Source organism: Xanthocytophaga agilis, assembly GCF_030068605.1.
Lineage (GTDB): Bacteria > Bacteroidota > Bacteroidia > Cytophagales > 172606-1 > Xanthocytophaga > Xanthocytophaga agilis.
The window spans coordinates 362,751-378,633 of sequence record NZ_JASJOU010000004.1; the positions used below are offsets into that span (position 1 = coordinate 362,751).

At 38.9% G+C, this 15,883-nt stretch carries 14 protein-coding genes; 9 read left to right on the plus strand and 5 right to left on the minus strand.

Annotated elements, in window-relative coordinates:
- Window positions 1-342 precede the first annotated feature (342 nt).
- Both QNI22_RS14720 and QNI22_RS14725 read left to right on the plus strand, forming a co-directional pair.
- Window positions 343-1,554 (plus strand): ATP-binding protein, encoded by a 1,212-nt coding sequence (locus QNI22_RS14720; protein WP_314511671.1) that lies wholly within the window; start codon window positions 343-345, stop codon window positions 1,552-1,554.
- Window positions 1,551-5,189 (plus strand): PAS domain S-box protein, encoded by a 3,639-nt coding sequence (locus tag QNI22_RS14725; RefSeq protein ID WP_314511674.1) that lies wholly within the window; start codon window positions 1,551-1,553, stop codon window positions 5,187-5,189. Before QNI22_RS14720 ends, QNI22_RS14725 begins: the two co-directional genes overlap by 4 nt.
- A gap of 81 nt (window positions 5,190-5,270) precedes the next feature.
- On the opposite strand, the gene QNI22_RS14730 is transcribed toward QNI22_RS14725, so the two are convergent.
- Window positions 5,271-6,128 (minus strand): alpha/beta hydrolase, encoded by an 858-nt coding sequence (locus QNI22_RS14730; protein ID WP_314511676.1) that lies wholly within the window; start codon window positions 6,126-6,128, stop codon window positions 5,271-5,273.
- A gap of 191 nt (window positions 6,129-6,319) precedes the next feature.
- On the opposite strand from QNI22_RS14730, the gene QNI22_RS14735 reads away from it, so the two are divergent.
- Window positions 6,320-7,093 carry a pentapeptide repeat-containing protein gene (locus tag QNI22_RS14735; protein WP_314511679.1) on the plus strand — a complete coding sequence of 258 codons (774 nt, stop codon included), beginning with the start codon at window positions 6,320-6,322 and terminating at the stop codon, window positions 7,091-7,093.
- A 170-nt stretch (window positions 7,094-7,263) separates the two neighbouring features.
- Here the strand turns inward: QNI22_RS14735 and QNI22_RS14740 are convergent, their stop codons facing one another.
- From QNI22_RS14740 to QNI22_RS14755, 4 genes are all read right to left on the minus strand, one after another.
- Complete coding sequence (locus QNI22_RS14740; RefSeq protein WP_314511681.1) at window positions 7,264-8,127, minus strand: hypothetical protein; 864 nt, start codon at window positions 8,125-8,127, stop codon at window positions 7,264-7,266.
- Window positions 8,128-8,162: 35 nt separating this feature from the next.
- A complete protein-coding gene (locus QNI22_RS14745) occupies window positions 8,163-8,612 on the minus strand; it encodes a hypothetical protein (RefSeq protein WP_314031417.1) in 450 nt (149 codons plus the stop codon).
- 136 nt (window positions 8,613-8,748) lie between these two features.
- Window positions 8,749-10,176, minus strand: a complete 1,428-nt coding sequence (locus tag QNI22_RS14750; RefSeq protein ID WP_314511683.1) for a hypothetical protein — start codon at window positions 10,174-10,176, stop codon at window positions 8,749-8,751.
- Between the two features lie 95 nt (window positions 10,177-10,271).
- The gene (locus QNI22_RS14755) at window positions 10,272-12,071 is read right to left on the minus strand and encodes a tetratricopeptide repeat protein (protein ID WP_314511685.1); all 1,800 of its coding nucleotides are present in this window, start codon (window positions 12,069-12,071) and stop codon (window positions 10,272-10,274) included.
- 411 nt (window positions 12,072-12,482) lie between these two features.
- On the opposite strand from QNI22_RS14755, the gene QNI22_RS14760 reads away from it, so the two are divergent.
- From QNI22_RS14760 to QNI22_RS14785, 6 genes are all read left to right on the plus strand, one after another.
- On the plus strand, window positions 12,483-12,926 hold the full coding sequence (locus tag QNI22_RS14760) for a response regulator (protein WP_313975907.1): 444 nt from the start codon (window positions 12,483-12,485) through the stop codon (window positions 12,924-12,926).
- A 62-nt stretch (window positions 12,927-12,988) separates the two neighbouring features.
- The gene (locus QNI22_RS14765; protein ID WP_314511687.1) at window positions 12,989-13,531 is read left to right on the plus strand and encodes a heme NO-binding domain-containing protein; all 543 of its coding nucleotides are present in this window, start codon (window positions 12,989-12,991) and stop codon (window positions 13,529-13,531) included.
- 80 nt (window positions 13,532-13,611) lie between these two features.
- Complete coding sequence (locus QNI22_RS14770) at window positions 13,612-14,022, plus strand: globin domain-containing protein (RefSeq protein ID WP_314002326.1); 411 nt, start codon at window positions 13,612-13,614, stop codon at window positions 14,020-14,022.
- A 150-nt stretch (window positions 14,023-14,172) separates the two neighbouring features.
- A complete protein-coding gene (locus QNI22_RS14775; protein WP_313975913.1) occupies window positions 14,173-14,541 on the plus strand; it encodes a hypothetical protein in 369 nt (122 codons plus the stop codon).
- A gap of 39 nt (window positions 14,542-14,580) precedes the next feature.
- Window positions 14,581-15,147, plus strand: coding sequence for a hypothetical protein (locus QNI22_RS14780; RefSeq protein ID WP_313975915.1), 567 nt, complete (start codon window positions 14,581-14,583; stop codon window positions 15,145-15,147).
- 286 nt (window positions 15,148-15,433) lie between these two features.
- A complete protein-coding gene (locus tag QNI22_RS14785) occupies window positions 15,434-15,865 on the plus strand; it encodes an acyl-CoA thioesterase (protein WP_314002318.1) in 432 nt (143 codons plus the stop codon).
- Window positions 15,866-15,883 lie beyond the last annotated feature (18 nt).

Consider the following 15,883-nt stretch of genomic DNA (forward strand, 5'->3'; position numbering starts at 1 on the left):
TATATAATAATTACATAATCGATGGTAAACTTACATACGAAAGGAGATTTACATTCTATAGGTGTGTAGGCATATATGAAAGTTGAAATCTTGTTTTTGTTCAAAAAAAGAAGAAAATGTTTTAATTATTGCATCTATGTTTCTAAGCCAGAAATTATAGCTATTGTATCTTATTGGCTTTTCTAGCCGTTTTTCTCTTTCCCTCTTTCCTTCTTACTATACTAATTGTTTGAGAATCATACCTGTGTTACGTATAAGTTTCTTTTCATTTATATATAGAGAGTGTATAAAGTAATTTTGTGGCAGGTCATTTCTTTTGTTGGTATTCTCTGTTATCAAGCCATGACTTCATCTAATTCTTATACTGTCCTGTATGTGGACGACGAGCCAAACAATCTTTTGGCCTTTAAAAGTGCTTTCTTTCGTTATTATACTATTCTGACTGCCAACTCAGCTGCAGAAGCTCTCCGGTTATTGGCAGAACATCCGGTTCAGTTGATCGTAACAGATCAGCGAATGCCACAGATGAACGGACTGGAATTGCTTAAAACTGTCAAAGAACAATATCCTGATATTATGCGAATGATAGTAACAGGTTATAGCGATTTGTCAGTTGTAATGAGTGCATTTAATGATGTTGGTATTTTCCATTATGTATTGAAACCCTGGAATAATCAGGAGTTGCGTATAATTATGGATAATGCATTGACAAAATATCGTCTTACTCTTGAAAATGAGAGACTTATTCAACAACTGACAGAGTCTAACACTCTTCTGGAAGTTAGAATACAGGAACGCACAAATGAACTTCTGGCAAAGAATCAGGAACTCAAACAACTAAACAAATTAAAGGATAAGTTGTTTTCAATCATTTCCCATGATTTGCGTTCTCCTATTGCGTCCTTGATGGCATTTACGAAGCTATATATGGAGGAACAGAACTTTACTCCTGAAGAATTTACAACTGTTATTGGGCAAATGAACAATACATTGGGTGATCTTTCATCCATGTTGCACAATATGTTAAGCTGGTCAAGGGAACAAATGAATCAGACACCTTCTGTGCTTTCCCATTTCTCTCTGCAGTCTACAATGGAAAGTCATTTGGCTGCCTATAAATTAAGTGCATCCCAGAAACAGCTTTCTTTTCAGATTGACTGGCCTTCAGACCCGTTGGTAGTGTATGCGGATGCAGATCGGCTGAGTGTGGTTTTGCGTAATCTTATCTCCAATGCTATTAAGTTTACCCCTGTAGATGGTGTAATTACAGTAAAGCTGGAAAATAAGGATCATGAAGTAATTGTATCTGTTGAAGATACAGGAGTAGGAATATCACCTGAAAATATTCATAAGCTCTTAGCAAGACAGGAACTGGTTTCCAGTCGGGGTACAGCCAATGAAAAAGGGACTGGATTAGGACTAATGCTTTGTCAGGAATATCTGGCAGACCTGGGAAGCTCTCTTCATGTACAGAGTGAACTGGACAAAGGTACTCGCTTTAGTTTTGCACTTCCATTATCTCTTACCTCTCAACTTCAAACTGTAGCAGTGTGATTGGTCAGTTAGAACTTAGTCGCAATATTCGTTTGTCATTTTTTGTGGCAGCCGCAATGTTTGTCCTGGTTGCACTGATTAACATATGGGTAGTAGAGCGCAAAGTGCAAAACAGGATATGTGATCTCAATAGAGTAAGCCTGGTGGCCGGACAAAAGTTGTATGTTCAGACAATTGCAAAGGATGCATTGCTAATACAGGCGGCAACAGACCCTGTAATGTTGGAGAGACATGTACTCCAGATACAGGAAGATGTTGGAGAGTGGCAGTCCGTTAATAAGAAATTACAGAACCAAGATGTACATTCCAAACGTCTTGGTTTATTGCTTTCTGATCCTGTTAGTATAGGGGTATCTGAACTGTATCAGAAAGCTGAGCCACGTCGGAAAGCTATGATGAAGGCTGTGGCTCAACTGGTAAGAACAACTCAAACATCAGGTCCTAATCACAAAGCAGCAGTAAAGAAAAGTGTAAAGAGTATTCTTAAACAAGAAGCATATCTTCGTAAAGAATACGACCAGATCTGCTTACAAGCCATTAAAGATGCTGAGCATAACCTGTATAATCTGAAAAAATGGATTCTGCAAACTACTTTGGTTACGCTGGTCATTTTGCTGGCATTGGGTTTTTTGTTATTACGGCCATTAAAAAAGATTATCAATAATTTTCTTGCCTATCAGAAGACGCAGATTAAAAGGCTTCGTATTGCTTCTGAAGATTTATCACGAACCAATGCCTTTCAGAAGGCTATATTGGAAAGTGCTATTGTGTCTATTGTTGCCACAGACGAAGATGGTATTATTACACATGTAAATACTACTGCCGGAGCATGGTTGGGTTATTCATCTGCTGATCTGATTGGGAAGTGTTCGCCCGATATTTTCCATGATTCGGATGAGTTAAAGCAACGAGCTGGTCAATTGTCTGTCATATATGGTCGGGAGATCACACCTGGATATGAAGTGTTGATTGCTCCGTTAGAGTATAATTCGTTTGATACTCGTGAATGGACGTATGTGCGTAAGGATGGCTCAACATTTCCGATCCTTCTGACGGTTTCTCCCATTCGAGATGAAGAAGGCGAAATAACCGGATATCTGGGTGTGGGCTATGATATGACACAGAAACATAAGGTAGAAGAAAAACTTCGTAAAAGTGAAGAGTTCTATCGTTTGTTATCACAAAATGCGAAAGATGTTGTATGTCTTCATGAACCGGATGGTACGTACATTTATCTTTCTGATGCGATTGTGTCACTTACAGGGTATTTGCCAGATGAATTAGTGGGTAAACATCCGTTAACCGTTGTACATCTGGATGATCACGCACATATAGAAGAAGCCCGCCGAAAGTCAATGGATGATGGACAGGGTCGATTGATTCAATATCGGTTTAAATGTAAAGACGGAAGCTATGTATGGGTAGAAACGCAGGTGAGTCTACTGAAGGATGAAGATGGAAATCTGGTTCATTTGCAATCCAGTACACGCGATATTAGTGCCCGGAAGAAATTTCAGGAACAACTTGAACATAGTGAATACAATCTGCAGGAGGCACAGAGAGTGGCCCGTTTGGGTAGTTGGGAAATAGACCTTCGTACAGAGAGAACTTTGTGGTCTCTTGAAATGTATCGTTTACATGGTATGGAGCCTCACTCGGCACTTCCCGAAATCAATAGATTTGTACATCTGATTTATCCCGATGACCGGAGACAGTTTCTTGCCAATATTCATAATGCCAGATCTCTGGGAAAAGAATTTGAGTGGGATCTTCGGGTTGTACTTCCTGATGGGACTATTCGCTGGTTATATACAATAGTACGGGTGCGCAAGGATGATACCGGGGCAGTTGTGAAACTATATGGCACAGCTATGGATATTACTGAGTCTAAACGTGCCAGAGAAGAGTTATCCGAGTCTAATAGGTTGATCAATGCTTTATTTGATCATTCTCCATTGCCAATACAGGTTTTTGATAAGTATGGATTCTCGTTACGCATGAATGAAGCACGCCGTTCTTTTCTTGGTTTGCCTTCTGTGGGATATCGTGTTGGGCAATATAATGTGTTGACGGACGAAGTTTCTAAAGCGACAGGTTTAAAAGCATATTATGAGAGAGCCTACAATGGCGAAGTTGTAATAGTAAGGGATCAGTATATGGATTTAACAAATAAGTTTGGAGATGAATCCGACTTACGACGTGTTTATTATGATCATCTGATATTTCCATTGCAAAATAGTAATGGTGTTGTAGAAGCAGTTGTTTCATTTATTCAGGATATTACAGATAGAATTGATGCTAAACAGAAGGCTCAGCATGCATTACGTTTTGTAGAGAGTGTAGCCAATGCTACTCCTGATTTCCTGTTTGTGGTAGATGTAGAACAACAGGCTGTGATCTATGCAAACTATGCCTTACAAACGTTTCTGGGGGCTTCCAACGAAGAATTGCGTGGGCAGGAAAAGTCTTTATTGGAACAAGCCGTACTACCATTGGATCAGCCTTTGGTAAAACAATATCTGAAGGAATTTCCCACAGAAGGAACCCATAGTATAGAGTTCCACCTCCGAAATATACAAAATGAATACCGTCTGATTTGTACACATGGCGTTCCTTTTCAGTTTGATTCAGATGGTAAGGTAACTCAAATTCTGATTAGTGCACAGGATATTACAGATCAACGTGAATCTGATTTGAGGTTGTGGCAAGCCTATCGGGAATTGAAAGCCTCTGAAGAAGAACTGCGCTCTAACGGAGAAGAGCTGCAGGCAATGAATGAAGCTATGGAGGAGACTATCGCAGAATTGCGTTCTACCCAGGCACAATTGATTCAGTCTGAAAAAATGGCATCTTTGGGACAGCTGACTGCCGGAATTGCGCATGAAATCAACAATCCAATCAACTTTGTGTATGCAGGAGTTGACAATCTAAAGCAATCACTGTCTGAGATCTATCAAATCCTTGCCCACTATGAGCGTATTGAAGAGGTTCATAACACAGAGCAAATTACATGGGAACTGGCTGCTATGAAAGATATCAAGCAGTCGCTGTTTTATCGGGAGAACAAAGAAAATATTTGGTTAACACTTCAGTCAATAGAACAGGGAGCTTCACGTACAGCTGAAATTGTCAAAGGACTTCGTATGTTTTCCAGGTTGGATGAGGCAGAAAGTAAATTTGCTAATATTAATGAGTGTCTGGATAGTACATTGATCTTGCTGACCGGACAAACCAAGAACCGGATACAAGTAATACGGGAGTATGATAAAACGTTACCTGAAATTGAATGTTATCCCGGACAGCTGAATCAGGTATTTATGAATCTACTCACTAATGCGATTCAGGCTATTGATGGCGTAGGCCTGATATGGGTTGAAACAAAAAATGAAGATGACACGATTGTCATTTCTGTGAGAGATTCTGGTTTAGGTATGTCTGATGAAACCCGTAACAAGATATTTGATCCATTCTTCACCACTAAGCCAGTTGGACAAGGTACAGGATTAGGATTATCTATCACATATAGCATTATACAAAAACACCAGGGTATTGTTGAGGTAGAAAGTGAATTAGGTCATGGTACTACTTTCGTGGTACGCTTGCCCAAGGTAATGAAACTTCAGGAGGTCCATTAATCCAACATAAGAGAAACAATAGTTCCAGGACTCTTTACCTATAAAGGTAATAGTCTATCGTCTGTTTTTTAGTTAGACGCTTTATGGATTTTTTGCTCTGGTAGTAAAGGCCTGAAGCCCCTTGATAAATGATAATACACCCACATCCATATGGTCCAAATGATTGTATATGTGGCTTTTGTATACCATCTTTTCTATTTTTTCCTTCTGAAGGCCATTGGTTAATTTTTGTACAGGTTTGACATTCCAGACAGAGTCTTCCAACGCACCTGCACTCACGAAAATTTGTAGGCTATCATTGGGCGATCTGTTTTTTAACTCAGCAGGAAGTTTATTCAGATAGAAGTTATTATACCAGAGCGTAGGACTTGCTGCAATAAAGGTCTGAAAGCTGTTGGACCTATTTTCTAGTTGATCCAATAAGCTATATAAAGTAAAGTAACCCCCAAATGAATGTCCCAGTAAGCAACGATTATTTTTTTGAGTTCTGAATGACGCATCAATTTTAGTCAGGAGTTCTTTGGTAAGAAACTGATGAAATCGTTGTCCTCCACCTTCACTCTTGATTTCATCAGAAGTAAGTGGTTTAGGATAGAGATAATCTCGTACACGTAATGAATCCATCATTTTAAAAGAGCTATAACCAATACTCACCAGAATCATAGGATCGAGAAGTTCACCTAGTTCATACTGATGCAGGGTAGATGCCATCATCGGGAAGTAAAAGTTTCCATCCAGTAAATAAACGGTCGGATATCTTTTATCTGGATGAGATAGATACTCTAGTGGAACCTGTACTTGAATATGAAAGGAGTCCCGAACAAATTCCGAATAATAAACAAACTGAGTTTTTTCTTCTGACTCGACCGATTGGGAAGGTTGAGTACATCTAGAGAATGTAGCGAGTATAAGTAGTAATATAGTAACCAAGATTTTCATTTGGGATGTGGTTTGTTGTGAATGAACAGGATTGTATAAACCACAATGTGTTGTTTGATTGAATGGTTGTCTGGCAAGGAAGAAAAATTTTATGCAAATAAGAAGTTCATGCAACCTGCCTCATTCAAACTGCATCTTATTGGTAATCTCTAAGACTATGTTGACTTTTTACATTTAACCTCTTTCAAACTATGAAGAAGCTACTTTTTTTACTGATGACAGTATTGCCAAGTTTTGTTTTTGCTCAGAAGAGTATAGACGCTCAGGAAATAATCACCAAAATTAATGAAGGCAAAGCTGTTAGCTATGAAAATGTGACCATTACAGGTAAACTGGATCTGACACGATTGAAAAATATGGAATTGCAGACCAAAGGAATGCAAAAGTTTGTACCAGGAGATAACAAACATTATATCAGTACAGTAGAAGTGCCTGTTACCTTTCGCAATTGCACATTTACAGGAGATGTCATAGGCTATTATTCAAATAATGAAGATCATGAGCTGTATCAGGCAGACTTTACAGAAAATGTAGCATTTGAAAACTGTACATTTGAAGATGCAAGTGCTTTTAAATACTCTCATTTTGAAAAAGGTTTGTCTTTTGCTGGAAGTACTTTTAAACAATTAGCTTTGTTTAAATACACTAAGTTCGGACAATTTGCCAACTTTAGCCGGGCACAGTTTAAAAACGGATCAGATTTTAAATATGTAAAGTTTTCAGAAGGTGTTAGTTTTGAAAATGCTGTTTTTGAAAGAGATGCAGATTTCAAGTATGCTTCTTTCTCTGAAAAAAGCAGCTTTCGGAATGCTCAGTTTAAGGGATTTGCCAATATGAAATACACTAAGTTTGATAAGGATACGGAATTGAGTGGTATTGTATTTAATGGAGGAGATGATTTTAAGTATGCTAAAATAGGAGGGGACTCTTTTCAAAAGACAATGCATTATGATAAAAAAGACTAAAAATACGATCGTTCCTACCTTTATACAGACTTTGGTGGATAGTAGTGAGAGTCTGTTTTTGTGATACTCTGTTTCTGAAAATATTTTTCAGAAACAGACAAACAGGATGGACTATATCCATCCTGTTACTTAGTAAGAGTGCACAAAATAGATACTATTTCAGAATTGAATTAATGCATATCTGCGTATGTTTTGTTTACGATCAGGTTTGCCAGTACAATGTGGTTATTTTCATTGACCATATATACAATAAAAGGTTTGTCTCCAGTGGGAGTGATAAGAGTGAGATAGAAGGCAAATCCCTCACTGCCAAAAGCATCATGGGTCATGGTTACTGTTGAAGCTTTACCTAAACCCTTGGCATTAGCAAAAAATGGCAGCATTTGTGTTTGAAATACTTTTTCAACCTGTTCCATACCTAACTGTTTCATAAAGTTAGGGCTAAACTGCTTGATAACTGATTGAGCATCTCCATGAATCAGCAACTCTACTATATGGTTTGCTGCCTGTTGATAGAGATGTGACTCTTTCTGCATAGTCAGATAATCAGACATAGATGCTTCCGTGTGACCATTAGCCGCTTGTTGGGCTGCTACCTGCTGGGCCAATGTATCATCATTTTCCAACGCCTGAATTACCTGCATTGTCCAGGTTTCCAGAAATGCAGCTTTCTGGTTGCTGTTATAACCTGTATTGTTTAATATCTTGGCTGCCTCCGGAACTTCTTTGTCAAAGTTTTCACCCAATACATAGGAGGTGATAACATAAGTTGCCAGATCTGCTTCATTGTCTAATCCATAATTTACTGCTTTTTTAAGAATAGAATCCATTACCCGATTCATTTCTGCTGCGGATACTTGTTTGGAGTCTTCAAAGGATTCATGCAGAAACTGTATCAGACGTGTTTTGAGTGAAGGTGTAATAAGCATTTTCGTGGAGGTTGATTTGTTTTTGTTGTATGCAATAGTGCTTTTCTGTGCAAGAGCAGATGTGTAAATAGTAATGAAAGCAAATAGAATAATGGCTGTTTTCATAGTTGTAACTGGAGGATAGTTGTAGTAGGAAAGAATCAGAGACTAAGTATAGAAAGCAATGACATTTCATGACGTGCTATCCATAATAAGACCAGATTGATAAATGTAATAAGTGCAAAGCCCAGATAGTACAGTATAAAACCAGGATAGGTGGCTCCTGCTATTCCAGCTGTACCTACAAACATCCAAACCAGGATTACCAGCATAAATAATACACTGAAGCCAGCCAGAAAAGCTCGTGAATCTGTTGCCTGACGCATTCCCAGAATAAGATGGATAACAGAGAAGAATAGTACAGGCAGCCCCGACAAACAGATGAGCCCTATATAGGCAGCTCCGGCACCTGGACCACTCTCGCCTTTTTTGGTCATTTGCAATAGTTCTTCAAACCAGGCTACGTTGACCGCTCCGGTAAAAAGGTAGAAGAGAATATACCAGAGTGTCCACCATCCTCCTCCTAATAGAAATCGAAAAATTTGTGACATATGTAAATGGGTTGTTTCATTTTGATAGTCACAAAGGTAGAGGTGGGAAATGTAACTACCTGTTTTTGAGAGTATACAAGAGGTTGACACTCATCTAAATACAGGTAGACAAAAGGTGTACAAACCGACCAATGGCTCAGTTTGGATTATTTTGCTCAGTGAAAATTTGTTGAAGTGTTGTGATTGTCTGATAAAATTCGGGGTTGTTGATTTTGTTTTGCCACGAAAGCTGTCCTGAAGCAAGTAACTCTGTAAGGCCGGATTTTCCATTCAGACTCCATACAAACAGAACATCCAGTGCTTTCTGGAAGAATCGCTCGTTATTACCTTTCAGGCATTCTACAATCCAGTTCCTTGCTGTCTGGCTATCGGGCATCCGGGTGAGAGAAGTCCATGCATAATCATGCCAGTAGGAGTCAATATTTTTCTCTTTCAGAAAGTCCAGCAGAATAGTAACTGCATTCTCACTTTTATTTTCCTTCCAGAGTGCCATAAAGATAGCTTGCCGGTTTCGCAGTGATTCTGTAGACGCCCGATTCAGCAAAATAGCTTCTCCATTGGTGACGTTATGATAGGCAAGTGAACGCAACAGACTAGCTAGTAAGGTTTCGTTGGTCTCTTCTTGGAGTCGTTCTGTATACTTCTGTATCAACTCCTGCTTCCATTGTGCTTCATCTGCCTGAGTGGCATGGTATTCATCTCCAAATCCATCCAGATAGATATAATGAATCTGTCCGCCATTGTCCATGTACAGTTGCTTGGACCGCTCATTGGATATAGCAGGTTTAGTTGAAATGATGTTAGCAGAGGTATTGGTTACAGGTTTATTGTCAGGTTGAGTAAGACGATTGATTTCTGAAACGGCTTGCTGTCCTAGTTGTTTGGTAGCTAGATCCCTACAGTTCAGACAATGTTCAAACGAAAAGAAACCCAGAAAGAGAAGCCCATCATGAAAATTCTGATCTCCATATTCTATACCATAATCACGGACAATAACAAACGAACTGGCATGATAATCACCTGACGTCCATTGTTTCGTATTGGCAATAACAGGGTACTCAAACAATTGGAAATGCTTATACGAAGCAATACTGCCCACCTGCATGAATGCATTACGGATGGTTGCGACAAGCAGTTTACGTGTATACAGATCTGGAATAGGCCATAAAGGGCCATAGAACCAAAAATCACTGATAAGTTGTGGTAAGAGTTGGTTAGGTTGTTTATATGATCCTGAAATGTCTCTATAATACAATCCTTCCGGACTGATAGTCAGCTCCCACTGTTTGATAGTTGTAGCTACTTGAGTTGTGTAGGTAAATGTTTGTGGAGTAATCCTGTTCAGCTCTATTTGTTTCCAGAAATCATATCGTATACGTGCTGTTTCGGATAAAGTATCATAATATTCTTCAGCAATAGGTATAATTTCTTTAAATAGTTTGTTTTGTGTTTCCAAAGGTTCTTCTCCCAATACGTTATAGGTCTCCAGAAAGGCTGATACTGCCCAGCTTTTCTTTGTTTTACCATTATTTTGATAAATAGTATCTCCTTCAAAATGTATCATAATGTATTGTAAATGGGATTGATTGTATCAGAAGTATGTGGCACTACTCTTTTGGAAAGATTAGTAAGATAGGTAGAGTGTAAACTACAATAAAGTTAGTATGATAAAAGATAGTCCGTTAGATTGGTCTCTTCTTCCAGTTCCAGCTTTTTACGTAACCGGTAGCGGGCTGTTTTCACACTTTCTGGTGAGATACCCAATACAGTAGCAGACTCTTTCAGATTCATATTCAGGCGTACCAGTGCACACAACTTCAATTCACCAGAGCTAAGTTCCGGATGGCTCTCTTTCAGTTTGGAAAAAAACTCATGATGTACCTGTTCAAAATACATTTTGAAATCATCCCAATCCTTGTCCAGGCTAAAACTGTAGTCGACCAGTTTCATCAGGCGACTATAAATAGACGAAGGTTCATTTTTTGGTGCAGATTTTAATACTTCACTTACTGTTTCCCGAATCTCTTCCATGATACTATTTTTCTGAATCATATTCAGTGTGTGTGTGGTAAGCGATTTATTACGGAATTCCAGTTGTTCGAGTAGCTGTCCTTCCCGCAACTGACTATTGTTTAATTCTGCCTGCGCCAGAGCCTGCTGAGCTTTGTACAGTTCTTCATTTTTAACAAGCAGTTCTTTTTTCTTGCGAAGGTTACTCCGTTGCTGATAAAGTACCAGTAGGGCAATAACCAATAATGCTCCCATTCCCAACCCAATCAGATTACGGGTAGATTGAGCCAGCTCTTTTTCTTTTTGTAATAGATTAATCTCTATTTGTTTCTTCTCGTTTTCATAATTGACACGCAACTTGGTAAGCTGATTGCCGCTTTCCTGAGAGAATAGAGAGTCTTTGATATTTTCATATTGTTGCAGAAACCGAAATGCATTTTCATAGTTTTTGGTTTGAGCATATACCAGGGCCAAACCGGAACAGGAGTTTTGCAGATCCTGAATCATATTTTTGGTGCTGGACAACTGATATGCCTGCTGATAATGGTCGATAGCTTTTGTATACTGCTTCAATTGTATATAGGCTGCACCAAGTCCATTATGTGAAGAAGCAAGCAGGTTTTTTTTCTGATAGGTTGCATTTAACTCCAACGCTGTCTGATACTTCTGAAGAGCTGTTTCCGGGGAATTTTTCTTCAGATAGATTTTTCCCTGATTATTGTGACAGATAATTTCTCCATTGGTGTCGTGTAGCTTTTCGAAGATAGCAAGGGCTTCCTGACTGCTTTTAAGTGCCTGGTCATATTGTTTCTGATTGAGATATACCTCTGATAGGTTGCTTAAAATTCCGGCTACAGCCTGTTGCCTGTTAATCTGTTTCCAGAGTGTCAGTGCTTGCTGGAAGAATGAAATCGCTTCTCCATTCTCCTGACGGTTTTTATAAATATTCCCAATATTATTAAGTATCCCCGCTTTTGTGTCTTTATCATCCACATCTTTAAGTAGTCCCAACCCTTGGAAATATCTATCCAGTGCCAGAACATCATTTCCCTGCTGCTTATAAACCATCCCCATATTTACGATGCTTTTGGCTTCGCCTTTCAGATCATGAATAGCCTGATATAATTGTCTGGCTTTGGTAAAATAGGCAATGGCTTCTTTAAACTCACTTTTTTGCCAGTGATATACACCAATGAGTTGCTGACTACGGGCCTGTCCATGCTTATAAGCCAGTTTGTTAGATAAGGATAATGCTTTATGGGTATAGGAAAGCATTCGTTCCGGATCTGTGCTCCAGTATTCATACGCAAGTTCGTTTAGAAGCTTAACCTGTGCTGTATCCGGTTTGGAAAGTTGGATTAGGTTTTTGAGACTATCTGTTTTGCTGTTCTGAGCAATGACTTGCAGTGAAATAGTTGCAAACAAAAACAATAGAGCAGTGATCCTCATAGACAGACGAGGTGTAAAAGTGAATGATAGATGATGGAAGAATGTATTGTATCGCTGGATTGTAGATCTATAAAGAGAGGCTGCAATCTTGGCGGTTAGAAATAGAGTTGGAACTACGTGTAAGGAAATACCAGATTTCCGGATGGAGTAAAGGCTGTAGGTTCATTTTTTTCTGAGAATGGTTTCGTTTTATGCTTTGACAGGCAAATAAAGACTCCAAATACCCATTGTTCACCTTTTGTATACCTGGTTTTGCTAGTTGTTCACTTGCTGTATACCCTTAATAATAGGTTGATCTTCAGGAGTGTGATATGTTTGCATTGTCAATATTGATACAGTTAATCATACTTTCTCTTAAAAGTAAACAACCATGCAACCATTTTCAATTATTACCCCAAATCCTTCAGCCAGATGATCTTTAAAACGTATACTTCTTTCTGTCAGACTATTATGTTTATTGACGACAATCCGATTGATACTTTTATTCATACTCGGTTATTAAAGCTTTCTGAGTTTCAGGGAAAGCAGTTGGTATATGACAATTGTTTTGCTGCATTAGACTACCTAACCTGTAATCAATATGTAGGTGAGTTATTACCCGAACTGATTTTTGTGGATCTACACCTGCCGTTGATGAGTGGACTTGAGTTTGTTGAAAAAATAAAGGCTTTACCTGGACTGATAGAAAAGCAATGCCAGGTAGTAGTGCTGTCCAGCACCTATCCTGAACCAGAAATGGCGTTTCAAATGGAGAAATCTGGTGTATGGAAAATTCTGGAAAAACCATTACGACTCGAAGATCTGAAAAATATATATGAAGAAGTAGAAGGTATGCGGTATGCTATTGCTTCCTGAATTACTTCTATACCACCTTTTAGTTTAATCACATACAAAACAATTACCAGACACTCACTCAAATGCACGGAATCATTTTTAATCAGTTACAAAAATACCTTAGAGATCGATCAGGCCCTTCAGCATGGCTGGCTCTCCTGAATTCACAAGGATTAGAAAAGAAGATCTATCTGCCAACCCAGATTTATCCGGACCAGGAACTAATCTCGCTGATTTCGGGGATTGCTGGCAATCAGCAAAAGTCGGTAGAGCAGATACTGGAAGATTTTGGGCAGTTTATCGTAGCAGATTTATTCAAAATATATAGTGGAATGATTCGTCCGGAATGGAGAACGCTGGATGTGTTGGAGCATACAGAAAATACCATGCATAAAGCGGTACGTCATAGTGATCGTAATGCTACACCTCCGGAGTTGCTTTGTACACGTGTAAACCAGCGGGAAGTAGTAATTGATTATTCTTCCCGAAGACACCTGAGCAGTCTGGGTGTGGGGATCATCAAGGGGATTAGTGCACACTATGGTGAAAAAACACTGATACAGGTGCGCCATTATCAGGCTGCCAATGGCGAGAAGGCTTGTAAAATTTCGGTGACACTGGTGTAAATCAGAGTTCCATAGTATAAGTTCAGAGAGGAGTGGGAGAAGCAAAATGTAACTATACGATTATTACTTATTGTTGTACGATGATGACAGACAGGCAGATATTGATTATTAAAAATTCGTGGAGTGCTGTGATGGTACAATCACAGGAAGCGGGAGAACTGTTTTATCAGAAACTTTTTGAAGAAGCCCCCTTTCTGCATACATTTTTTCGGAATGATATAGAACTGCAAGCCCGGAAGTTTACCAGCATGATGACACTATTGGTGCGTAGCATTCAGTATAGTGATAAAGTGACACATGAGCTTGAGGAACTGGCTAAACGACATATACGATATGGGGCCAGACCAGAGCACTACGCCATTGTAGGTGATTCGCTAGTATGGATGATGAAGCAACGTCTGGAAGATAGATGGGATATGGAAACCGAACAGGCGTGGAAGGATATGTATCAACTGATAACAAGAACAATGATGTCAGTATATAATGCCTGATATACTTATTGAAAATGGTGAGACAACTATGAAACTATGTAATCTGTAAAGCAGAAGAGCTAGCAGATTACAAAAAAAAAACACGGAAAAACAAACGCAGGAAACACCTGCATCCTACTTAATCTATTTTACATCTTACTACTTACATCTATGTCAAACGTAAAAACATTATTGGATGAATGGTCTGTCAGAGACCTGGAAGATAACTCTTCTTTAAAAATTGCGGTAGAAAGCTGCACAGAGCTGGGAAATAAGTCATTGCCTGGAATTCAGGTCTACTGGCTGGGGCATATTCTCAACTATGAACCGCTGGCCGTAGAACGCTGGGCATATCAGGCTTCCAAAGCTGGTGTTACAGATTATTTACTGGAGGATCATTCGTGGATGGTGCATCAGGATCAGTATATTAAGAACTATCTGGTGATAGGCGATACACTGAAAGCACGTGTAGTCGTAAAAACCCGTAGTTCCAAACCTGTTATAAAAGAATATGATCTTCCTTTTCAGCTGGAAGCATAAATAATAAAATCGAAACAATAAACCATTTTTACCCTATCTATGAAAACTGGAGAATATTATTTGCAAGGTGCAATGGAAGTAGGTTCAGGCTTATGGATCAAGCCTGACTTCACATTTGAGTTTTTTTACAGTTATGGCATGATTGACAGAATAGCCAATGGCAAATGGGAACAAAAAGGAGGGCATTTGGTCCTAAATAATACGCCAAAGCCAGAGAAAGACTTTATACTGGTTAGTTCTTCTAAGAAAACACGAAAGCAACTGGTGATTCAGATTAGTGATCCCAATAAAATGGTAGTTCGCAGTGTGTATTGTCAATTACAGACTCGTTCGGGAATGGTACTGGAAGGAAGTAGTGATGCGCATGGGGTTATTGTATTTGATACTGCAGAACCTCTTAGTATAGCACTCATTCATGAGTTCTGGCCGGATCGTTATTCTGTTTTTGAGATAGCCAATCCGGAGGAAAACTATTTTGAGTTTACGATTGAACCCCGGATTGTTGATGTCGAATTTAGTGATCTGACCTTACAGATTGGCGATAATATGTTACAGGGACCACATCCATTACTGAAAGGCCAAGAGTGGACATATGTAATGAGCTAGGTAGTGTAATGTAAACCAAGAAACATGTTTCCGGTAGTAATGAATACTCTCAGAAGGATTCCTCTGAGAGTATTTTATTTTTTAGCTATTTAGTTGGGGTATAGTTTGTTATAAAAACCAGAGAAAAGCATAGCATCAGGGTAGTAAGTGAACGAAATATCTGTTAATATTGGTTTTGGAAGATAGTAGTCGCGCATACTATCTCTGGCAAGGTCTCTGATACTTTTTATGTTTATTCATACGAATCTTTATTTGTTTACAAACTATTAACCGTCAGTTAGTTAACGTGGAAAATATTTTTAAGAGTAATGTGTTATGGTCGCAGATTGATGCGAACATGCATTTACGTCATTCTGCCTATGCTGATTTTGCAGCTCAGGCAAGGGTAGAGTTACTGAATCAATGTGGACTGGATTATAAAACATTTTCTTCTCTGAAAATTGGTCCCATTCTGTTCAGAGAAGAACTAATCTACTTCCGGGAAGTAGGTCTGAATGAATCCATTTCCATAGAGACTTTTGTCACAAAGTCCAATGCAGATATGTCCCGGTGGTCATTTACACAGCATATGTATCGTTCGGACGGAGTAAAAGCAGCTACTATACATGTAGATGGAGCCTGGATGGATGTAGTAAAACGAAAGTTAACCGTGTTGCCTGAAGAGTTTATACAAAGGTTGAGCGAATTGCCTAAAAGCGAAGACTTTCAGCAGGTATAAAGTTTTCTGGTTGGTGTT

Bases quoted from the DNA above. Each gene is read 5' to 3' on its own strand.
- QNI22_RS14740 (WP_314511681.1), bottom strand. From the start codon at position 8,127: ATGAAAACAGCCATTATTCTATTTGCTTTCATTACTATTTACACATCT.
- QNI22_RS14735 (WP_314511679.1), top strand. From the start codon at position 6,320: ATGAAGAAGCTACTTTTTTTACTGATGACAGTATTGCCAAGTTTTGTT.
- QNI22_RS14750 (WP_314511683.1), bottom strand. From the start codon at position 10,176: ATGATACATTTTGAAGGAGATACTATTTATCAAAATAATGGTAAAACA.
- QNI22_RS14780 (WP_313975915.1), top strand. From the start codon at position 14,581: ATGAAAACTGGAGAATATTATTTGCAAGGTGCAATGGAAGTAGGTTCA.
- QNI22_RS14730 (WP_314511676.1), bottom strand. From the start codon at position 6,128: ATGAAAATCTTGGTTACTATATTACTACTTATACTCGCTACATTCTCT.
- QNI22_RS14745 (WP_314031417.1), bottom strand. From the start codon at position 8,612: ATGTCACAAATTTTTCGATTTCTATTAGGAGGAGGATGGTGGACACTC.
- QNI22_RS14755 (WP_314511685.1), bottom strand. From the start codon at position 12,071: ATGAGGATCACTGCTCTATTGTTTTTGTTTGCAACTATTTCACTGCAA.
- QNI22_RS14765 (WP_314511687.1), top strand. From the start codon at position 12,989: ATGCACGGAATCATTTTTAATCAGTTACAAAAATACCTTAGAGATCGA.
- QNI22_RS14775 (WP_313975913.1), top strand. From the start codon at position 14,173: ATGTCAAACGTAAAAACATTATTGGATGAATGGTCTGTCAGAGACCTG.
- QNI22_RS14770 (WP_314002326.1), top strand. From the start codon at position 13,612: ATGATGACAGACAGGCAGATATTGATTATTAAAAATTCGTGGAGTGCT.
- QNI22_RS14760 (WP_313975907.1), top strand. From the start codon at position 12,483: ATGATCTTTAAAACGTATACTTCTTTCTGTCAGACTATTATGTTTATT.
- QNI22_RS14720 (WP_314511671.1), top strand. From the start codon at position 343: ATGACTTCATCTAATTCTTATACTGTCCTGTATGTGGACGACGAGCCA.